This window comes from Hymenobacter jeongseonensis (genome assembly GCF_015694725.1).
Lineage (GTDB): Bacteria > Bacteroidota > Bacteroidia > Cytophagales > Hymenobacteraceae > Hymenobacter > Hymenobacter jeongseonensis.
In genome coordinates, this window is record NZ_JADQDQ010000020.1 from 1 (window position 1) to 21,213 (window position 21,213).

10 protein-coding genes are annotated in these 21,213 nt (G+C 62.0%); 4 read left to right on the forward strand and 6 right to left on the reverse strand.

Features of this window, described 5'->3' with window-relative positions; translation table 11 throughout:
- Nucleotides 1-1,888: PAS domain-containing protein (locus I2I05_RS20890; protein WP_196284212.1), on the reverse strand; the 1,888-nt coding region annotated here is incomplete at its 3' end.
- Nucleotides 1,889-2,558: 670 nt separating this feature from the next.
- Between I2I05_RS20890 and I2I05_RS20895 the strand changes: the two genes are divergently transcribed.
- Entirely contained in the window at nucleotides 2,559-3,218 is a 660-nt protein-coding gene (locus tag I2I05_RS20895) for a LuxR C-terminal-related transcriptional regulator (protein ID WP_196284213.1), read from the forward strand.
- Nucleotides 3,219-3,301: 83 nt separating this feature from the next.
- Here the strand turns inward: I2I05_RS20895 and I2I05_RS20900 are convergent, their stop codons facing one another.
- The 5 genes from I2I05_RS20900 to I2I05_RS22230 all read right to left on the reverse strand — a co-directional run bounded on the left by I2I05_RS20900 (nucleotide 3,302) and on the right by I2I05_RS22230 (nucleotide 18,635).
- A complete protein-coding gene (locus tag I2I05_RS20900; RefSeq protein ID WP_196284214.1) occupies nucleotides 3,302-5,989 on the reverse strand; it encodes a T9SS type A sorting domain-containing protein in 2,688 nt (895 codons plus the stop codon).
- Nucleotides 5,990-6,017: 28 nt separating this feature from the next.
- Nucleotides 6,018-8,894 (reverse strand): right-handed parallel beta-helix repeat-containing protein, encoded by a 2,877-nt coding sequence (locus I2I05_RS20905; RefSeq protein ID WP_196284215.1) that lies wholly within the window; start codon nucleotides 8,892-8,894, stop codon nucleotides 6,018-6,020.
- 170 nt (nucleotides 8,895-9,064) lie between these two features.
- The gene (locus tag I2I05_RS20910) at nucleotides 9,065-9,259 is read right to left on the reverse strand and encodes a hypothetical protein (protein ID WP_196284216.1); all 195 of its coding nucleotides are present in this window, start codon (nucleotides 9,257-9,259) and stop codon (nucleotides 9,065-9,067) included.
- Nucleotides 9,260-9,760: 501 nt separating this feature from the next.
- A complete protein-coding gene (locus tag I2I05_RS20915; protein WP_196284217.1) occupies nucleotides 9,761-18,013 on the reverse strand; it encodes a T9SS type A sorting domain-containing protein in 8,253 nt (2,750 codons plus the stop codon).
- A gap of 490 nt (nucleotides 18,014-18,503) precedes the next feature.
- Nucleotides 18,504-18,635 (reverse strand): hypothetical protein, encoded by a 132-nt coding sequence (locus I2I05_RS22230; RefSeq protein WP_262895194.1) that lies wholly within the window; start codon nucleotides 18,633-18,635, stop codon nucleotides 18,504-18,506.
- Nucleotides 18,636-19,206: 571 nt separating this feature from the next.
- On the opposite strand from I2I05_RS22230, the gene I2I05_RS22235 reads away from it, so the two are divergent.
- The 3 genes from I2I05_RS22235 (at nucleotide 19,207) to I2I05_RS20930 (ending at nucleotide 21,200) form a co-directional block, all read left to right on the forward strand.
- Nucleotides 19,207-19,866, forward strand: a complete 660-nt coding sequence (locus I2I05_RS22235) for a LuxR C-terminal-related transcriptional regulator (RefSeq protein WP_196284218.1) — start codon at nucleotides 19,207-19,209, stop codon at nucleotides 19,864-19,866.
- Nucleotides 19,867-20,156: 290 nt separating this feature from the next.
- Nucleotides 20,157-20,423, forward strand: coding sequence for a fibronectin type III-like domain-contianing protein (locus I2I05_RS20925; protein WP_196284219.1), 267 nt, complete (start codon nucleotides 20,157-20,159; stop codon nucleotides 20,421-20,423).
- Nucleotides 20,424-20,486: 63 nt separating this feature from the next.
- Nucleotides 20,487-21,200, forward strand: a complete 714-nt coding sequence (locus tag I2I05_RS20930; RefSeq protein ID WP_196284220.1) for a ThuA domain-containing protein — start codon at nucleotides 20,487-20,489, stop codon at nucleotides 21,198-21,200.
- Nucleotides 21,201-21,213 lie beyond the last annotated feature (13 nt).

The following is a 21,213-nucleotide window of genomic DNA, read 5'->3' on the forward strand; positions in this document are numbered from 1 at the left end:
TGTGCGAAATCACGTAGGTGAACTGCTGCAAGTCGCGGTTGTGCCGGTACAAATCCTGGGTCATTTTGGCCTGGCTGAATTCGGCTTCCTTGTGGTAGGTAATGTTCTGCTGAATGGCCACATACTGGGTGAGTTGCCCAGTTTCGTTGTGAATGGGCGTGATATTCATGGAAAACCACAGCTTCTTGCCCGACTTTTTGTAGTTGAGAATGGTGGCTGAAAAGGACGCGTGCTTTTGCAAGCGCTCCCGGATGAAGTTCACCGTGTTGGGGTCGGTTTCGGGGCCCTGCAGCAATGTGCCAGGCGCGCGCCCCGCCATCTCTTCCAGCACATAGCCGGTGTGCTTCGTAAACGCCTCGTTCACCCATTCGGTGCGCCCCTGAGCATCGGTAATGATGACGCTGTTATCGGTGCCACGGGCTACCATGGCCAATAGCTTGAGTTGTTTTTCGTCTTCCACTCGTTTGGTAATGTCGGTCAGTAACACCGATACACCGTTGGCAAAGGGATAGATTTTTACTTCCATCCACCTTCGGCGGCGCTTAGAGTAAGTTTCAAACCGCACCGCCGTTCCCGTGTCGACGGCTTGCTGGAAGTGCTGATGATAAATGCCATCGACCTCTTCGGGAAAGAAGCTCCATATACTGATGCCAATAGCTCCCTCGCGGCTCACTCCCAGCAGGTGCTCCCCCTGCCCATTGATATAGGTCAGTCGACAGTCGTTATCGAGCGAGAAAAAAGCATCGTTGATGCTTTCGAGCAGGGAATTAAGCAGCGCAGCCTGGTGCTTGACCAGGCGCTGGGCGGTGGCCATCTCGGTAACGTCGCGCACGGTGCCGTGCACGCCAATGAGCCCGCCGTTAATAAGCAGCGGGGTTTTGACTACCCTAATTGTTTTTTCTGATTCGCCCGGAATCTGCACCTGCGCTTCGAACGCCACCCGTGAGCCGTTGGCTGCTTCCAGGCGCGCCTGTTCGAAAAGCACCCGTAGTTCCTGGGGTAAAAAGTCGGCCAATGGCAGGTTCAGCACGCTTTCCTTCTCTTTTTTCAGAAAGGCAAGCAGGGCCGGGTTGGCATCCAGAATCCGCCCGTCCGTTGTTTGAAACACGGTCAGGGCAGAGTCGCAGTCGAACAGTATCCGAAAGCGCTGCTCGCTCTCAGATAGCGCCTGGCTGCTGAGTTTGCGCTCGGTAATATCGCGCGAGCTCAACACGTAGCTTTTAGCACCGTCTTGCCAGAAGGTGTTAATGGACGTTTCCATCCATTGCCACTCGCCGCTGGCCGTAAGGAAACGAAATTCAGGGGTTGCAACGGACTCCTGAATTTCCAGCTGTGCCAAACATGCCGCACCCATGGCCTGGTCATCCGGATGGAGAAATTCAAATACTGAATGCCCCAGCAGCTCTTCGGGCCGATAGCCAAGGATACGCTCGGTAGCCCCGCCAACGTAGGTGTACACCCCCCGCTCGTCCATCATTCCTACCATGTCGAAACCATTCTCGATAACAGCCCGGCCCTGCATTTGCTGCTCGTGGGCTTGCTGCGCCGCAAGCACTTGCTGTGCCGCAAGAAACTCCTGGGTCACGTCGCGCCCCACGCAAATCAAAAGCTCGTCGGCGGCGGCCCGCAACGCCGTCCAGGCGATGTAAACCTGCCGGCCATCTTTGGTCAAGCAACGGCTTTCGAGCCCCACGGGCTCGGCCTGGTCTAAAGCCCCCAGAAATTTTTCCAGGGCAGTAGGGGTTTCGTCTGGATGGATAATAGCAGAGAAGTGTTTACCTATCATCTCGTTCGTATCATATCCTAGGGTCCGGCGGCAAGCGTCGCTCACCTGCCGAAATTGGCCGTCAGGACTTAGCGCACAAATCAGGTCCGGGGAAAAGCCCATTATAGTTTTAAATAGGCTGAGGTCGTCTGGCGTGCTCATGGGAGTTTGCTAAGAGTTTTTTTCGTGTTGGCACCAATGCTGGTGCCAATGTCTTTAACAGAAAAGGGCTCATTGCGGTAAGACGCTCTCACGGGCACCGGTACCATTACTTAAGCGCAACACAAATAAAAGCTTGGCCAACTCAAAGGCGTTCCAGTATTCGATTGTTGTCAATAATTCCTCAAGGGCTGCCCACAGCACACGTAGTGGGCAGCTAGCGTAGGAATTGCAAAATTCCATTATATGCCCTTAATTTTTCACAAAGGACCTACCCAAGATGCGGGTGGTCTTCCACTTTTCAATTTTTTATTTTTCGGTTTATCACTGCACTTTGAAACAATCATTGAACTGTCTTAAATAAGCCTCCGTTAATCACATCTATGGCCAGCCAAGAATCAGCCGGTCAGGCGGCGGTAGTTTATAGCTCACCTGCTACCGGCTAGCTATCCACGAATCTGGCAGTTTTCGAAGGCAAATACATCTTTCCTTTTAACCTAGGAAATACTTTTCGCACAGGAGATACTTATGTGTGTCCATTCAACTTGGCAATTGACCGAGTTATTGGTGCTGGCTTCAGAGCGGCTGGGCATTTGAAATTATCGGTCCTTGGATTCCCCAACCAGAGGTAGGTATGCAGATAATTACCCTGGCGATAGTGGAAAACGACGCGGTGCTGACCAAGGTGCTGCGGGCCTACTTCTCCCAGCAGCCCGACATCCGGCTCGTGTTCGTCTCGGCCTGCGTCGAGGAGCTGCTGGCCGAACTCGAGGAGTCCCTGCTGCCCCAGGTGCTGCTGCTCGACATCGGCCTGCCCGGGCTGAGCGGCACGCAGGCCCTGCCCCTGCTCCACGCCCGCTACCCCGCCCTGGAGGTCATCATGCACACGGCCCGCGAAGAGGTCGAGCACATCTACCAGGCCCTGTGCTGCGGCGCCACCGGCTACCTGACCAAGGGCACCCCCCTCGACCAGCTCGGCGCTGGCGTGCGCGAGGTCGCCCGCGGCGGGGCCCCGCTCAGCCGCCTGGTCAGCCGCAAGGTGCTCGGCCACTTCCGCCCCACCCCCGCCACCCACCAGGCCCTGCTCACCCCCCGCGAACAGCAGGTCCTGCAGGGCATCATCGACGGCCTCAGCGACAAGGAAATCTCCACCCGCCTCGACCTCTCCACCCTCACCATCCGCACCCACGTCAAGCACGTCTACCGCAAAATGCACGTCAACAGCCGCACCCAACTCCTCAACCAGCACCTGAGAGGTAACCTCCAACCCCAAGCCCCACACTCCATGGCTTAAATAGCTGCTGGCCGAAACAATCGAAAAAAGGCTGGCCACTAGCCAGCCTTTTTTCGAGCAAAACGGTGCTGTGAACCAACCGCTTATTGCACCATAAGACGCTGGCTCAGCGCACCACAACGTAGAATATAAATACCTGCTGGCAGGTCTCGTAGTGAGAATGAGATATCCCCGTCAGACTCGGTCACCGGCTGGGTGCGCACAAGGCGACCTGTTGCATTGTAAAGCTGAAGCGGAGCAGTGGGCAGCGGCCCGAGAATGCGTACAGCTACCGAACCGTGGGCAGGATTGGGGTAGGTCTGCAACTGGGCGGCAAGGCTGGCCCGGCCCAGCACCACCGAACGCATGGGCGAGTAGGTGGATGGACCGTTGGTGTCTACCTGACGCAAGCGGTAGTAGAGGATGGTAGCGCTGGCTGGCAGCTTGGCATCCCGGAAGCTGTAGCTAAGCGCGCTGCTGCTGGTGCCGGCCCCATCCACGGTGCCTACCGTCGTGAAGACTCGGCCATCCAGGCTACGCTCCACAGCGAAGTGGTCGTTGTGCATTTCAGAAGCAGTGGTCCAGGCCAGCCGTACGGCCGTTGTTCCATCAGCCTTGGCCGAAAAGGCGCTCAGCTCAACAGGTAGTGGCGGCTCACCGGGGAGCTCTGCCCCAATTACAAGGGACTGGGCCGGGCCCTTGTAGTTCTCCGCGTTGTTGATGAATTGCGTCTCGTTCGGGTTGGTGCTGTTGTAGTCGAATACGTAGGCGTAGTAAGTGGTCGACGGCATCAGGCCGGTAATGGTGGCCGTGGGTGCTCCACCCGAAAACACCACAAAGTACTCGTTGCCCTGGCTATCCTGCAGCACGCTTTGGCCGGCACCCTGATAGGTGCCATTGCCGGCGTTGTAGTCAGTGCCGTCTACGGGCAGCATGTCGGGAAGAACCAGCGTAGCCTTGGTACTTATAAGCACAATGTGAAATTCGCCGTATCCGGAAAACCCGTTCTCGGGGTTGAAAGTGATGGCCGCCGAGGTGGACCCCACGACGCGCTCCGCCGTGAAGGGCGTCTCGAGGGTGGGCTCCGAATCGACGGCCGTGCCGCGCAGCTTGTTCGAGTCCGGCCCCGCCAGCCCACTGGTCATGTCGGTAAGGGTATTGGCCGGCGCGGTCGTCAAATCCGCCGTCAGGTACTGTAGCACTGCCTGGGCGGCGCCCACGCGGTTGGGGGCATACGCCACGTAAATGTCTTGGTCGATGACGTGGGTGGTGGAGTTCGGGGTAAGCTCAATGAAGCTGGTGCCGGGGCTGGTGGGGTCGGTGTAGGTGATGCCGTCGAGTGAAATCTGGAATTGGGCATAGCCCTCGGGGTTGCCCAAGGCGCCCTCTGACTCACCGGAAACCATGATTTTGACTGGGCTGCGAAGCAGTTCGGCACGAATGCGAATAAGCTGGGGCGCGGTGCGCTCACTCTCCCCAATAACCAGCGGGCCTTCTGGGGTATACACCGTGCGCGACTCGATGCTGCCGATGCTGTTGGCCTGCACAATCGTGGCTATCGACGTAGCGGGGGCGCTGTTGAAGGTGATGCCGGTGCCGCTCTGCTTGCCCGCCACCAGGGGAAGGTAGCGGAGGTACACCGTCGTATTATTCACCGTGCCGCCCGGAGCCGCAATGGCAATGGAATTGCCCGTAACCGTACCCGTACCGCCATTGCCCAGTCCTGGAAACGCGGCATCGAGCGAAACCTGGAAATTGTTCGGGGCTTTCACAGTAATGTCCTGCACCAGGAAGCTGCCGCTGACCACCAGCGTCTGAGTGGCCGACGCTTTTTCCGGCACCGTGCTAAAAGGCAGCAAGGGTTGGCCACCGCTGGGGAAGCCCGGCGTAATGGGGTTGCTGGGCGGCGTGCTCACGGTAAAGGTCGAGGAGGTGTTGGTGCCGGTGAAGGAGTTGGTGCCCGTTACCTGCACCACGTTGTTGGGCGCGGCTTCGGCCGTACCGCTGGTGGCCGTAATGGTGCCCGTGAAATTGCTTTGGCTCGGAATTGGGCCCACGATGCGCGCTTGCAAAGTAGTTTGGGGCACCTGGCCGCCGACCGGGTTGATAGTAAGCGAGGTAGTAAACGGGCTGTTGGTAATCGCCGGGTTGCGAATCTGCACACTGCCCGACGTGGTGGCACCACTCAGGGCCGTGGCCACCCTAAGGGCCGTGGTACCCAAGCCGCCGCCGCCCACCACAAACGTCAGCACCTGCCCCGAACCGCTCTGGGACAGCGCGCCGAAGGCCAGCGTGGCCGGGTCAACAAACACATACGCCCCAACCGGGGCCGTGCCGGCCACGGCTACCGTTTGGGAAGCCGTGCTCTCCCCGCTTGGGGTCGAAACCAAGATATTGGAGGCGTAGTTGCCCTTGCCATCGGGTCGAGAGACGGAGGCTACTGGCGCAAACCGGACATCAATCGTCGTGGCACTTAACGTACCCGTTGGGGCACTAAAGACGAGGCTGCTGGTGGAGAAAGCATTGCCCCCGGTCCGGATTTGGAAACCTTCAGGCGCAGTCACCGTCACCTCGCCCGTCAGGTCATCGCCGCTTAACAGAAACGATTGGGACGCCGAAACCCGGTTAACTGGTATCTTACCAAAGTTTTGCAACGGCAGTGAGTTGCCCGGTGACACCTCCACCGTTACAGATTGTGCCTGCAGCACCGTGGGCAAAAGGAGGCACAGCAAAAGGAAGCCGTACAGGCGCTGCCAGCAGGCCGGATGCAAGTTCAGGTATTTGTTTTTCATGACGAATAAGGGAAAATAAAATGTGGGATTATTGAATAACAAGTCGTTGCGGCCGGCCCGAAAAGGCGGTGGCTTGCACTTGCAGTAAGTAGATTCCCCCCGGCAGCGCAGCTGGTAAACGCACTTCCGGGGACGCCCCCGCCCGCAGGACCTGGGTGTGCACCCGGCGGCCGCTTAAGTCGGTGAGCACTACCCTGGCATCGCCACGCACCGCAGCCGGCAGCACCAGCGTTACCCGGTCGCTGGCGGGGTTAGGAAAAAAGGTGAACTGCTCAGTTGCGACCGTAGCCAACGGGGCAGCCAATGGGTTGCTAACCAGTTTCAAGGAGGCTACTGACGAGTAGCGGGCAGCACCGCTGGGAGTAGCCTGGCGCAGGCGATAGAAAGCCTGGTTCATGCCCTGCACGGTTTGGTCCTGATAGGTGTACACCCGAGCCTGCGTCGAAAGGCCCCGGCTGGCCACGAAGCCCACCTGCTGCCAAGTGGCCATCGAGGCCGAGCGCTCCACCGCATACCCGTAGGTATTGGTTTCGTCGCTGAGCGTCCACTCCAGGTCCACTGCATCAGGATGCGGCTGGGCGGCCGAAAAGGCCACCAGTTGCGCAGTAAGCGGGTTGATGGCCGATGAGAGCGAGCCCAGCGTGTAGGCCACCAAGCCCCCACTGCCCGGCTGTTCCGATGCCACCGAGCCGGCTTGCAGGCTCCCGGCCAAACCGCCGTTGCCCGCCGTTTGCCACTGATTATCAGCGAAAGCGGCCACCTGCAAATCGGCCGAAAAATCATCAATACCACTGCGGAAGCTGCTCTCCCAGAACAGGCGCACGCGCACCGCATCGGCCGTGCCTGCCCCATCTAGGGTCCAGTGCTCTACCCGGCTCACGTTGTTGAGCGGCGCGGCGGCTGTTGTAGTAGCGTAGGGCTCGGCTATGTACTCGGCCGTATACGCTGTGGTCGAATCGGCGGGCGCCGAAATGCCGAGGCGCGCCCATTGCCCGCCCTTGCCCACCGGAAACACAAACGCCTGCTGCCCCACCTTACGCAGCGGCCCGTTTACGTAAGCAGTGGCAGTACCGGCCGTAGCAGTGGCTCGTGGGCTCAGGGTGAGCAGGTTGGCATCCGAAGTTTGTATCAGCCCCTCGCTGAGGCTTAACGTTCCCCATAGCGTAAGCGGGCTACTTAAGGTGAGCACTTTGCCGATGCCGTTCAGCGTCAGGTCGCGCAGGGCAGTGGCGCCGGTGGTGTTCAGCGTCAGGCTTTTATCAAGAGTGATGCTTTCGTCGTACACGGCAGCTTCCAGGTTCATGGTGCCGTTTTCCGCTACCAGCGCCACGCCTTCAGCCAGCGCGCCCATAGCCCCCGACCGGGGGCTGTAGTGGTCGACATGGAGGTAGCTGCGGGCGGCCTGAAAGCTGGTGGCCGGACCCGCATCTGCTGCGGTGTGCAAGAAAGGCGAGTAGTCAATGAGGCCCGTTGGAGCAAAAGCCGAGCGTTCGGCAAAGCTGTTGCCGGGGCCGCCCAAGGTCACGACCAAGCCCCCGGTACCGGCCGCGCCGCGCACGCCAGGGGCCGCGTCGGCCCCAAGCCAGTTTAGAGAGGCATCTACCGGGTTGGTCAAATTCACGGCCCGAATGGCGGTAGCACAGCTGTCGAGCCGGTTGCCGCGGATGCTGTCGCCTGAAGACACCACCAGCCCGTTGCGGCTCACGTCGAAAAAAGCGGTGTAGCCCGCGCTGTTGGTTGGCCGGTCCTGCACCTGCACTGCCCGTTGGCACTGCGCTACCACGTTGTGAAAAACCTTATTTTTTGCTCCTTCCAGTACCAGGCCGAAGCCGTTGATGTTGAACCCGGAACTGGTGGCATCGGCCAGGTAGCCTCGCACGGTGTTGCCTTCAATGAAGGCACCGCCCGTCACCAGGTCACCGGTGAGGCCGCCACCAGTGGCAATAACGTTGCGGTCACGGTCGATGAAGGCCAGGCCGGCGTTGTCTTCGCTTAGGTTGGTGGGCGCCCCCAGGGTGCGAACAATGTAGTTTTGGCGCACCACGAAGCTGCCGGCGCCGCTCCGGAATCCCGTGCCGGTGCAGGCTTTCAGCTCCATGCCATTGGACGCATTGTTGCGCAGGGCATTGCCCTCAATAAGAGCGGCGAAGCCGGTGAAAACGCCGGTGCTGTTGCGCGGCCCGGCGGCGCCCAACACTATCAGACCTCCGCCTGCGTTCTGCGTAAATTGGTTGTTGCGCACCGTCAGGCCGCTCACGCTGCCGTCGTTAATATCGATTCCCCCGCGGCGGTTCATCTCGAAGACCCCGTCTTCTATGAGAATATCGGCCTTGGGTCCGTTTGTCATAAACAGGCCCCGGCCTGCGCCGTTGGCGTTGGAGTTGCCGGTTTCGGCAGTATAGGCTGCCCGCACCCGGCGAAAAGTCAGGTCCTGCACGCCTTTCAGGCTAGACCAAAAAATGCCCTGGCGGCGGTTATGAATCGTTTCTATGTCCTCCAGCAGGATGTGGGTCTGGAAAGCGCTGCCGGTGGCCTGAATGCCGAAGTCATAGCCCTGAAACGTGATGTCGGCTACCGTGAGCGGGGCCCCGCTGCGGCCATTGGCGGCAATCAGCAGGCCGGCTACGCTGGTCTGGTTGGCGCTGGCTACCAGACCGCCATCGAAGATGGTGGCGCGAGCGGGCAGGGCGGTGGCCGTGCCCGCGCCCTGCAGGTTCACAGCCTTGCTCAGTACCACACGCTCGGCGTAAGTGCCCGCATCAATAAAAATGGTTTGAGTGGTGGCACCGGCCAGTGCCAGCGCCCGTGCCACCGTAGCGAACGGTGCGGCGGCCGAGCCATTTCCAGTGGTATTGTTGCCGGCAGCGCTGGTAAACACATCGCCGGCGGTCGCACCGTCATTCACATAAAGTGCCGGCGGGGGTGTGGATTGAGCAGCTGCGCTGCCATTCACACCCAGTACCAACAATAAAGCGACCAAGGAAGAGGATAATGCTGTGTGATACATAGCTGAGCAGTAATAGTTCGACGATAGGTTTTTGCTTGATAATGAACGAGTTATATAACGTTAGCAAATCAGGGAGCGGTAACCGTCTCAGCCGCCGCCAGCCTTCCGAGCAGCACCGAATTGGAGAAGAAGCGAGCAGGCAGCGGGTGGGCCAGAGAAGCGCGGGTGCAGTAGCCTTCCAACAGTGAGTTACCGGCCCAGCCGTTGAGCGTGCGCAGTAGCCATAAGGGGAATTTGTAGAGCGGCTGCAACACAGTCGGCACTGAGATGAGCAGGTAGAAGCCTGTACAAAATTATTTTACCCACCGCGTGCCTTCTTCCCAAAGGCCTACCCTAGATGCGGTAGTCTGGCATTATTTACAATCTTCGCGACTGTGCTAGGCGGGCATCCGTGAGCAGCGTCACAGGGTGCTTTCGCTGATAGACCACTTCGTATCATTAGAGCGGTTCCGGAATCAGTGTACCGCCAGGATGTAGCGTGGACGCTGCGAGTCCGCGCCTTGAAAGCCATTCGCCTAAGCGCGGACTCGCAGAGTCCCTCCGGGTACGACCACGGTACACTGACCGCGAAACCGGGCTAGGGTCTTCGCCTTGGTTTTATGCCAAACGGTTACAGTGGAATGGGTTGGAATTTAAAAGAACGGCTAAGGCATCGGCTTCTAGTTTAGGCAGGGGGTTTTAAGCATTTGTGCAGCAGAAAGTGCGTAGCTGAGGTGTGCTCCGGCCAAACCGGAGCACGCCTTAACTAAATGGCAGCTAGCCATTTACTGCTTTAGCAGGCGAGATAAGAGCTTCAGGCCGCCCCCGCGAACGATAACCGCGTACGCGCCATTGGGCAAACCACTCACCTGCAATTCGTGCGCTTTCCCGCCGGCCAACGCATGGGTTTGCACCACCCGTCCTGTCATATCTACCAGGGTTACGTCGAACGTGATGGCAGGCAGACTACCCAGATTAAGAGTGGTATAGGTGTAAGCCGGATTTGGAAATAGACTGAGGGCCTCCGGGGCATAAACTACCGCCCGCACGGGGCTATAGGTTGCTTTGCCCGAAACGTCTACCTGCTGAAGGCGGTAGTACACGGTACCGGGGTGCTGCCGCCCTACGCCGGCCTCGGTGTAAGTGTAATGCTGTTGCTGGGTGGTAGTGCCCGCCCCGGCTACAACGTCCAGTTGCACGAAGCTGACCCCGTCGAGCGAGCGCTGCACGCGGAAGCCCTGGTTGTTCAACTCCTGGGCAGTGGTCCAGCTCAGGTGGGCATCGGCGCCCACCGCCTTGGCCTCAAAGCGTATGAGTTCCACCGGCAGCGGGTTGTCGCCAATACGCAACGGAACGGTTTGGGTCGTTACCCCGCCGTTCGCGTCAACGGTGGTGATGATAACCGGGTAGGTGTCGGCCACCAGCAACTTGCGGTCAAGCACGCGCACCTGGCCGGTGGTGGGGTCCAGCATCAGGCCGTCAGGCAGGGTACTGCCGCTGGTCACAGAGGCGTTGCGCACACCGCCATCGGCCACAGCGGCCGCGGCGCTGTAGGCCCCGCCGTTGGCATCAAACACATTGGCAATCACGTCACCGTCCTGATACGGGTTGCTGTTGCCGCCTTTAACCGGCGTAGTGACATAGACGGCCGCATTATCCTGGCCCACGGCAATGCCGTAGGTGGCCGGCAGCGAAACGGCGCCCTGGTTGTCGGTGGCGGTGAACGAGAAGAAGGCCGTGCCCACAAACGAGGCCGAGGGGTCAAACGTCAGGTTGGCTGCATCGGCCAGGCTGATTGGCTGGTTTACGGCCACGGCCGTGCCGCGCAGCAGCAGCACCCCGTCCGCCGCGGCGGGCAGTGTCGTCACGGTGAACGAGCCAATCGAGCCGTCGGCATCGTAGCCAACCAGCGCTGTAATGGTCAGGGCCGTGGCCGTGTTTCCCTCGGGTGACTGCAAGCGGTTGGCCAAGGCGTTGGCCAGCGGCTGCTCGTTGGCCAGAGCAGTGGCTAGGGCCGAGGTATTGTTGGCCAGGCTGCCCGCCGGCTGGGTGGTGCCGGTGGTCACGGTGCCCATAAGGGCACTGGCCGTGGTGGGGAACGTGAACGTGAACGTATTCGTGACCTGGCCGGCTAGCCCCACTGCCTGCACGGCAATGGTGTGGAAGGTGATGAGGCCATCGGTGGCGTTGTAAATGCCGCCGCCCGACACCAGGACGTCGTTCAGGCCGGTGGGCAGCTGCACGGTTTGCGCCACGGCGCCGGCCGGCGAAGGGCCGTTGTTCAGGGTTACCACCTCGTAGACGGCCCGGCTGCCGGGCAGCACGGTGGCCGGGCCGCTCACGCGGGTGGCTACGTCGGCCACCGGCACAATGGTCACGCTCACCACCTGAATGTTGTTGGCGGGCAGCGGGTCCGAGAAATTGCCGTTTACGGTGGCCTTGGCCACCAGCGGGTCGGTGCTGTAGTTGCTCACCGTGATGGTGTAGGTGAGGGTGTTGCCGGCCGCCACGTTGCTGACGATGGGGAAGGTAACCGTGCCGCTAAGGGCATCGTAGGCCCCCGCCACCGGCACCACGGTGCCGCTGCTCACGTCGGCCGCCACCACGCCGCTCAGGCCGGCGGGCAGGCCCACGCGCTGGCGTATGCCGCTGGCCGTGGTGTTGCCGTTGGCGCTCGAATTGGTGGCCGTCACGGTCAGCACGATGGGCTGGCCGGCTTGCTGCGAGCTCACGTTCGACGCAATGGTGGTTTGGACGTCCACCTGGGCGGTGGTCTGCGGCATCACCGGTAGCGTGAGCGTGGCGGCATTGTTGGTCAGGTTGGTGTCGTTGGTGGCAGTGGGCACATTGGCGGCGGCCGATACCCCGATAATGGGCCGGTCGGGCACCGTTAGGCTGATGGTGTTCGTCACGGTACCCGTAGCGCCAACCACGAGGTTGGTGAGGGTCGGGAAGGTAATCAGGCCCGAAGTGGCATCGTAGGTGCCGCCGCCGCTGGCCACCACGTTGGTCAAGCCGGTGGCAATGCGCACGGTGGGCGTCACGCTCGGGGCCGGGGCCGGGCCGTTGTTGGTGGTGGCCACGGCAAAGGTGATGGTGTTGCCCACCACAGCCGTAGTCGGGCCCGCTACGGCTATCGCTACGTCGGCATTCCAACGGATGAGCGTGGCCACACTGGCCGTGTTGTTGGCTGGCACGTCGTCGGTGGTGGCGCTGGTCACGGCGGCCAGGCTCACCACGGTGCGCGGGTTGGCCGCGTCGGTCGAGGCGTAGGCCGGAGCCACGTAACTGTACGTGTAGGTGCGGCCCTCGCCCGCGGCCAGCGTGGGCACCGCCGGCCAAGCAATGAGGCCGGTTGCGGGGTCGTACGTGCCGCTGTTGAAAACCACCACGTCGGCCGGGGCCAGGCCGGCCGGAATGGCTACGGTCTGCACCACGGCGCGGGCCGGCACGGGGCCATTGTTCAGCAGGTTGACGATGAACGTGGTGGGTGCCTGCGTGGCCGAGGCGATGCTGGGGCCCACCAGGGTAGTGGCCACATCGGCCACGGCAAATACGTCCACATAGCGCACCACACGGTTGTCGCCCGGCACGGGGTCCGAGGTAGCTGACGTCACGCTGGCGGTTTCGCCCAATGGGCCCGCTGCAGGCGCCGCTATCACTACCGTGTTGGTTATGGTGGTGCCGCTGGCCAGGCTAGCCAAGGCCGGGAAGGTGACCACACCGGTCGTGGCATCATAGGTACCGCCGTTGCTGATGTCGGTGGGCTGGATGCTGAGGCCCGGCCGCAGCGTCAGCTGCTGCACCACGGCGAGGGCAGAAGCAGGGCCAGCGTTGCTGGTGCCAATGGTAAAAGTGACCGGTGCGTTCGGTGACACGTTTTTAGCACTGCTGGCGAGCATGGTGTACACGTTGGCTTGGTCGGTGGTAGGGGCGCTGGCCGTGGTGGGGGCCGCCGTGGCGCTATTGTTAGCGGTGGTGCCGCTGGCTTCCGTGGTGGTCGTGTTCACGGCTGCTACGGCCGTAAACGTAGCAGCCAGTGGGAAACTGACGGTATTGGTCACCAGCGCGCCGCTTGCGAGCACGGCCCGGGCGGGGAAGGTCACCATGCCGGTGCCCGCGTCGTAGGTGCCACCGCGGGTGGCAAACACACCGGATAGGCCGGTGGGCAACTGCACGGTTTGCACCACGTCGGCGGCGGGCGAGGGACCGTTGTTGCGCGTGGTGACCGCGAAGGTGGTCAGGTTGCCGCTGATGGCGTCGGTCGGGCCGCTGATGGCCGTGCCCACGTCGGCCACCGGCACCACGTCGATGCTCGCCACCGCCTGGTTGTTGCCGTAAATGCCCGACGATATCGAGCCCGTGCCCCCGCTCATGCTGCCGCTGACGCTCACCGGCCCAATGGCCGGCGCCGTGAAGGCGATGGTGACGTAGGCAGTGCCGCCGCTGGCCAGCGTGGCCACATTAGGCAGTATTACGATGCCGGTGGTGGCGTTGTAGGCCCCGCTCAGCACCGTGGCGTCGTAGTCGGTCACCACCACGCCGGTCAGGCCCGGCGTGAGTTGGGCAAAGCGCAGCCCACCGGTGGCCACAGACGGGCCGAAATTGGTGTACTTCACCACAAACGAGGCCGGCTGACCGGTGGCCACGCTTGCGCTCGAAACCGTCACGCCGTCGGTAGCCAGGTCGGAAGCTGGGTTGTTGGTCACGGCAAACGAAAACACGTCGGGCGCTATGCCAGTACCATTGCCGACGTCCTGTTGAGAAGTCGTGGCGATGGTGCTGACGAGGGTATTAGCGCCACCGCTGAGGGGGGCCCTGTAGCTGAAGTTGAACGTTTGGGCCTGGCGGCTGCTCAGGGTCGCGGGGCCAAAGCTGATGACTCCGGCGCTGTAGCTGCCACCCTGGGCCGTGATGGCGTTGAGCTGGGCCGTGGTAAGCGTGGCCCCGGCGGGCAGCTGCACGTTGCGCGCGGTGACGGTGGCCGAGGCCGGGCCGTTGTTGGCAAACACCACCGCGTAGGTGCCCGTGGGCAGGTCCGTGATGGACGAATTCAGGCCAAACACGACCGATACCACGTCGGCAAAGCCAGTAATGGCCGTCACGACCGTGCGGGAGTTGTTGTCGGTCACCGCCTCGGGGGTGGTGGCCGTGGTGATGGCAATGGCCGCCGTGCTGGTGATGCCCGCCGTGCCCGGCGCGGTGTAGGACAGGTTGAAGCTGCTGCTGGCACCAGCCACCAGCGGGGCCACAGCCGGGTAGGTGATGGTCACCACGTCGGTATTCAGGCCGCTGATGGTGCCGCCGGGCGCCGAAACCGCGGTAAACGGATTAGAGGAGCTGCCCGATGACAGCGTGACGATGCGGGAAACCGCCGCCGCTTCCACACCGCCGTTATTGGCGAATGTCACCGACAGGTTCACCGTCTGGCCGCTGGCGGCCGCTGCCGGCGCCAGGAGGCTTGCCGTCACGTCGATGGCGCAGTTAGCTCCGGCGGTGCTGCCGGCGATGCTGTTGCTGATTTGGGTGTTGGTAATGCCGGCACCGCCGGCGCTGGCACCGTATGCCGAGCCACCGGTGGTGGTGCCGGAGGCCCCGCTGGCTACCGAAGCGCTGGCCGGCGTGGCGTTGGCCAGCACCATGCCCCCGCTGCCGCCCCCGCCCGGGCCGTGCGCCGACGAGGCGCTGTTGCTGCCGCCGTTGCCGCCGTTGGCTACCAGGGTCAGGCGGCTCAGGGTAGCCGTGTTGTTGACCGTCATCAGCACGGAGCCGCCGGCCCCGCCGCCGCCGCCGCCGTCCTGCACCACCGCGCTGCTGGCCGCTGCGCCGTTGGCCAGTACGGTGCCCACGCCTGCCACCGAACCCGTGCGCACCAGCACAATACCGCCCCCGGCCGCGCCGCTGCTGGCGTAGCCAGGGTTCATACCCCCGCCGGTGCCGTCGTTGTTCGTGCCGGCGCCGCCGCCACCGCCCATAATCAGGCGGCTGCTGCTAGGCGGATTAAAGCCGCCGCCCGTTTCGCCGCCTACCGCCGCGCCAGTGCTCCAGGCGTTGCCGCCGCGCCCACCCCGTGAGGCGTTGCCGCCGCCGCCGCCGCCGGAGTTTTGGGTATTGCCAGTGCCCGCCGGGCCAGGGTTGCCGTCGGTGCCGCCGCCCCCAGCGTTGCCGGGGGCACCACGGCCCGCGCTGCCGTTGGGGTAGCCATCGACGCCCGTATCCAAAAGGTCGGTGCCGGTGTTCACGTAGCGCGGGGTGCCTGCGGTGCCTTCGCCCTTCATGGCGTGGGCCCCTACCGTGGTGCTGGCTGAGGCCGGGGCGGCGGTGCGGTAGTCGGTGCCGCTCAGGCCGGCGGTGCCGGTCAGCTTTTGGCCGGCCCCGCCCCGAAAGCCCTTGCCCGAAGCATCGAGACTGGCGCCGCTGGCAAAAGTGAGCTGGCCCGTCACGTCCAGCGCCAGCACGCCGCCGGTGCTGCCGTCCCAGGCTTTGGGCGCCACGGTGCCGCTTACGGTCAGGTTCTGGTACTGCGGAATGCGCACTACCTGGAAGCGCCGCTGGCCCACGACCGAGGTAGCGCTGGCGTTGTCGTAGCTGTATTTTAGGCCAGTACTTACCGTAACGGTGCCCCCGCCCACGGCCACGGCACTGGCGGCCACGGCGTATTCGTAGCGCCCCGCCGTGAAGTTGGCGTTGTTCAACGTGTTGGAGGCGAAGCCGCCCGCCACGCCGTCGCCGTACGAGTCGGTGTTGGTGGCGTCCACTTCGGCCCCCTGCATCTGCATAATCAAGAGCAGGTCGCCGGCCACAATGGGCGTGAGGGTGGTGCCCGTAGCAGCACCCACCGTGAAGGAGGTGGCTCCTTGGGCCACCGTCTGGTTGGCGGCCGGGTAGTAGGTGTTGGGGTTCGTCGTGATGGTCGGCGAGCCGTCGTTGCCGGGGGTGGCGCAGGCGCTGGCCAGGCCCGCAGGCCCAATGGGCGCTACTGTCACCGCAAGGGTAGCCGCCGGGGCGCTGCCGTTGTTGTTGGCCGGGGTTGGGTCGGCGGTGGTGCTGGTGCTAGCGCCCGTCAGGGTGAAAGACTCCGGGGCGGCATGAATCAGCAGCGTCACGGTGTTGAAGCTGGAGGCCCCGCTGGCCAGCGAGGCAATGGTATTGAATGTCACGACGCCCGTGGTGGGGTCGTAGCTGCCATTCGTAACCGAAACGGTGCTGAACGGCGGCCTGTGCGAGAGCGTGATGGTGGGCACCACGTTGGTGGCCGCGGCCGGGCCGTTGTTGATGGTCGTGACGCTGTTGGTTTTCGCCTGCCCTTCCACGCCCGAAGTCGAGCCGTTTACGGTCGACATTAGGTCGGCACCTGCCGTCACGGGCACGGTATAGGTTGCGGTGTTCGAGCTGATGTTGGTATCGTCGGTGGCTTTGTAGGTGAAGCTGGCGCTGCCGGCAAACGCACCGTTGGGCACGAAGGAGAGCTGATAGCCCGGGTTGCTGGCCGTGGCCGTAGTGGGCACCGCAATAACCTGGTTGAGCGTGGCCGCCGTGCCGTTCACATACAGCGTGCCCTGGGCCGCTGTGGGCAGCGACAGAATGGTGAACGACTTGATGGTGGTGTTGCCGGTGGTCGCGTCCGGGTCGTTGGCGTTGAAAGCCAGCAGCGCGGTCTGGGTACTGGTGCTGCTCAGAATGGCCGGCGCGTGGGTGACGTTGCTGGCCACCGGGACCCGGTTCTGGGACGTGGTAATGGTCGACGTGTTGTTGCCGGCCACCGGGTCGTTGGCCGTTGAAGTAAAGCTCGACGTCGCCGACACCGCCACGCTGTTGGGCATTGTGTAGCCAATGGCCTGGCCCACCGAAGCGCCGCTGGCCAGGTTGCTGATAACCGGCAGGGTCAGCACCCCAGTCGACGAGACGTAGGTGCCACCGGTCACGTTGAACAGGCCCGTGGGCAGCTGCACCTTGGGCGCAATGCTCGCGGCCGGGTCGGGCCCGTTGTTAGTCGTGGTGGCGCTCAGCGTTACGGTGCTGCCGGCCTGGGCGCGGACGGGGCCCGTCAGCACCGTTTGAATGTCGGCTTCGGAGCACCAGCCAAACGACGGAATGCCAATTATTTGGGCGAACGGACCTTTATTAGTTACCAGGTTGCGATACGTTAGCGTCAGTTTGGTAATGGCTTGGGGAAACGTCACCGTGACGTTGCCCGACGGGGCTGCGGCGCTGGCTGCGTAGCCCGTGATACAGTTGGCTCCCCCCGAAAAGCTGTTGGTGTTGCTAACCTTCACGTCGGCAGCCGTCAGCGCAATGGGAGTAGTAGCAGCATTGTTGAGGTAGCCGTCGAATTGTACCTGGTCGACGACTGCTGCGTTGCCACTATTTCTGCCAGTATCAATGTCCTGGACGACAATAGTGAAGCCAGTGAGGGCACGGCTGAACGTAAATGTCACCGTGCTCTCCATCCCGCTGATGGAAGTGTAGTCGGTGTTCCAAGTCAGCGATTTGCCAAGCGTACCGCCCCCATCACCAATCTGCAGGCTGTTCGGGCCCGGGCTGGTGCTGTAGCCGCTGGTAGATATGGTTACGTTGGTGGCCGGTACGTTCGTATTAGCTGTCCAACCTTCTCCCGTATTGCGCGTGGAGAAGTCGAACCCGAAACCTTGCCCGCAAGCGGCTTGCCCCACCGTGATGGCGTAGGTAGCCGCGGCGCTCGTGCCGGTGCCATCCGTTGCCGTGAAGGTGTACGAATAGGTGCCAGCTGTGCCCGACGGCTGAAAGAAAAGCTGCGTTGCCTCGGTCGGGGTCAGGGAGCGGGCCGCCGTTACGGCCGTATTATTCACGTACAGGGTGCCGCCTCCCGGCAGTGAGTTAATGTTGTAGCGGGTAGGCGTGCCACTGCTGACCGTGAGGCTGTTGATAGCAGTCCGTGCCGCGTTGGCGGGCAGCACGGGCGTCGTCAGGCTCACAACGCCGGGCGCGGCCCAGGCCGGCACAGCTGCGGCCAACGCGAGCGTGATTAGCAAAGCCCAGGAGAGTACTAATTTTTTCATTTTGGGTTTTTTAGGCAAGCGTGTAAGGCACAAAATGGAGCGCCACAATGGCGTGGCACAATAGTCCTATTCTATTCCGAGGCCATACCGGGCCTTGGGTGACCAGCATACCGCCAGTAACGCTGGCTAAAGGCAGCTGCTTTTCGCTGCTTCAGCACTGCGACCCGGCCGTGCCGAAGCAGCTCGCGGCTGGGTCAAACGGGAGATTGTTGGCATCGGCGGCGGCAATTACTGTGGCCGTCGTAATGGTAGTCGTGTCGTTGAGGCGCAGCGTGCCTGCCGCTGCCGGCGGCAGAACCGTAACCTTGTAGGATGCTTTGAGCTCCCCGCGTCGGCGGCGGTAGCGGCAGGGGCACGGCGAGCAACGTCTTGCCGTAAGGGTTGAGCAAAATTTGTGATGTGCGTGCGTACGCCACTGGCGCGGCCAGCACGCCGTTTGCTCCTGTTTCCAGCTTGGGCGGCACACCCGTTCCAGCAGCAAGCGGGTGCGTCAGCGTGCCAAAACTTCGGCGCCGGACTGTGCCTGCGCTAGCCGCCCGGCCAGCAGGAGGCCAGCCAAAATCACCAGCTTACTCCGCGTGCCCACCGTCTTGCGCACTGGCTGCACCAGGCTGGTGCACATGGCAGGGGAAGAAGTGTGTTATTATCCACAAACCCTGTAATCGTAAATACATAAAATTTAAAAACTGGACGAAAAAATAAGTTGATGTCTAAAAGGACACACGTGTTACTACATGCCTAACGGACACGCAGATAGCTCCACCCCAAAAACAAAATTCCACATTTACAAATCCTTATTCCCCCAAAACTCCTACCCTATTTGCGGGTGTTGGCATAACTCCCGTCTCTGAGCAGGTTCGTCAGGTGATAACGGCCATGGTAATTGTTTGCAAGCTGCCTTGCATGTAGTAACCAAATCATTATTATATCCTAATTAATTGTATTCAGTTACTTCACTTAATATTCATGTAAGCACTGGCTTTAAAAGCTATTATAAGTTCAGGCACTACCACCCGCAAATAGGGTAGTTTTGAAATCAACTCTCGTCTTGGAAGACACCTAGATTTGTATAATTATTCGAAGGGATTCCCCTGCGTTATGCGCAGGCATTACGCCCGGATGTATACGTTAGTCAACTTATTTATATTCAATAAGTTGACCTGAATCAAAGCCAGATATCATCCAAGTAGCGTATGCAGATAATTACCCTGGCGATAGTGGAAAACGACGCGGTGCTGACCAAGGTGCTGCGGGCCTACTTCTCCCAGCAGCCCGACATCCGGCTCGTGTTCGTCTCGGCCTGCGTCGAGGAGCTGCTGGCCGAACTCGAGGAGTCCCTGCTGCCCCAGGTGCTGCTGCTCGACATCGGCCTGCCCGGGCTGAGCGGCACGCAGGCCCTGCCCCTGCTCCACGCCCGCTACCCCGCCCTGGAGGTCATCATGCACACGGCCCGCGAAGAGGTCGAGCACATCTACCAGGCCCTGTGCTGCGGCGCCACCGGCTACCTGACCAAGGGCACCCCCCTCGACCAGCTCGGCGCTGGCGTGCGCGAGGTCGCCCGCGGCGGGGCCCCGCTCAGCCGCCTGGTCAGCCGCAAGGTGCTCGGCCACTTCCGCCCCTCCCCCGCCACCCACCAGGCCCTGCTCACCCCCCGCGAACAGCAGGTCCTGCAGGGCATCATCGACGGCCTCAGCGACAAGGAAATCTCCACCCGCCTCGACCTCTCCACCCTCACCATCCGCACCCACGTCAAGCACGTCTACCGCAAAATGCACGTCAACAGCCGCACCCAACTCCTCAACCAGCACCTGAGAGGTAACCTCCAACCCCAAGCCCCACACTCCATGGCTTGAGGTTTTTTCAGCAGCTATTTCTTAGCTGTATAGTTCCAGCGTGTGATGGAGTAACTTTCGGGCGCGTCATCCAGCAAAAGTTATGGGACAGGTACTTCCCGGCAGCGCCCGCGCAACGCAGGCAATACGACGCCGTATCCAGCGTAGTCAGAAAAGCCTCCAAGCGCTAGCCAAGCGCCACCGCATTGACCCGAAAACGGTGGCCAAGTGGCGTTAACGCACCACGACGGCGGACGCACCGATGGGGCTTAAACCCGCTTCTACGGTACTCACGGTCGTAGAAGAGTCCCTTGCCGTGGCCTTTCGCCAAAACCCGGCTGCTGCAGCCCGGCGAATCGCAAACCCTGACGTTCTCGCTGAGCGCGGGCGACTTGGCATCCTATGATGCGGCCCGCAGCGCCTGGGTAGCAGAGCCGGGCAGCTACACCGTACACCTCGGCTCCTCCTCCGCCTTCAAACAAACCAGCGCCTTCGAACTTGAAAAGAAAGTGCTAACTGAGCAGGCTCATAAAGCCCTGACGCCCCGGGAGCCCATTACGGAATTAACCAAGAAATAGCGCTCGGATGCTTCTCCCCATTGTCGCTCAGCCCTGGTTGCCAAGAGCCGGGGCTGGCTACTGTTGGCCATTTTCCTGGTCAGCTGCTCGCCTACCCTGGCTCCCCAAAAGTCCGCTGGGCGCCCGTCGGTATTGTTGTTCTACAAAACCAGGGGTTTCCGCCACGCTTCGATTGCTGCCGGCATAGCCGCCCTGCAGCAACTCGGACGCGAAAACGGCATCCGCGTGGACACCACCCGCCAGCCCGCGCGCTTAGTGCCCGACACGCTGCAGCGCTACGGCGCAGTGGTGTTTCTCAATACCACCGGCGACGTGCTCGATGACGCCCAGCAAGCGGCTTTTGAGCAGTACATCGCCCAAGGCCACGGGGTTTGGGCGTGCACGCCGCCACCGACACGGAGTACCACTGGCCCTGGTACCGGGGGCTGGTGGGTGCTTACTTCAAAAGCCACCCCAAGGTGCAGCCGGCAGCCGGCCACGGTACTGGTGAGCGATACTGCCCACCCGGCTACGGCCTTCCTGCCGGGCCGCTGGGTGCGCACCGACGAGTGGTACAACTTTCGCGACCTCGCCCCGGATTTGCGGGTGCTGGCCACCCTGGACGAGACGTCTTATTCCGGTGGCCTCAACGGCCCGCATCACTCCATTGTCTGGTGTCAGTCCTACGGCGGGGGACGTGCCTTCTACACCGCCGGCGGCCACACCGACGAGAGCTATACCGAGCCCTTGTTCCGGCGTCACTTGCTGGGCGGCCTGCGGTACGTGCTGGGCCGCTGAGGAGCCGCCGGCC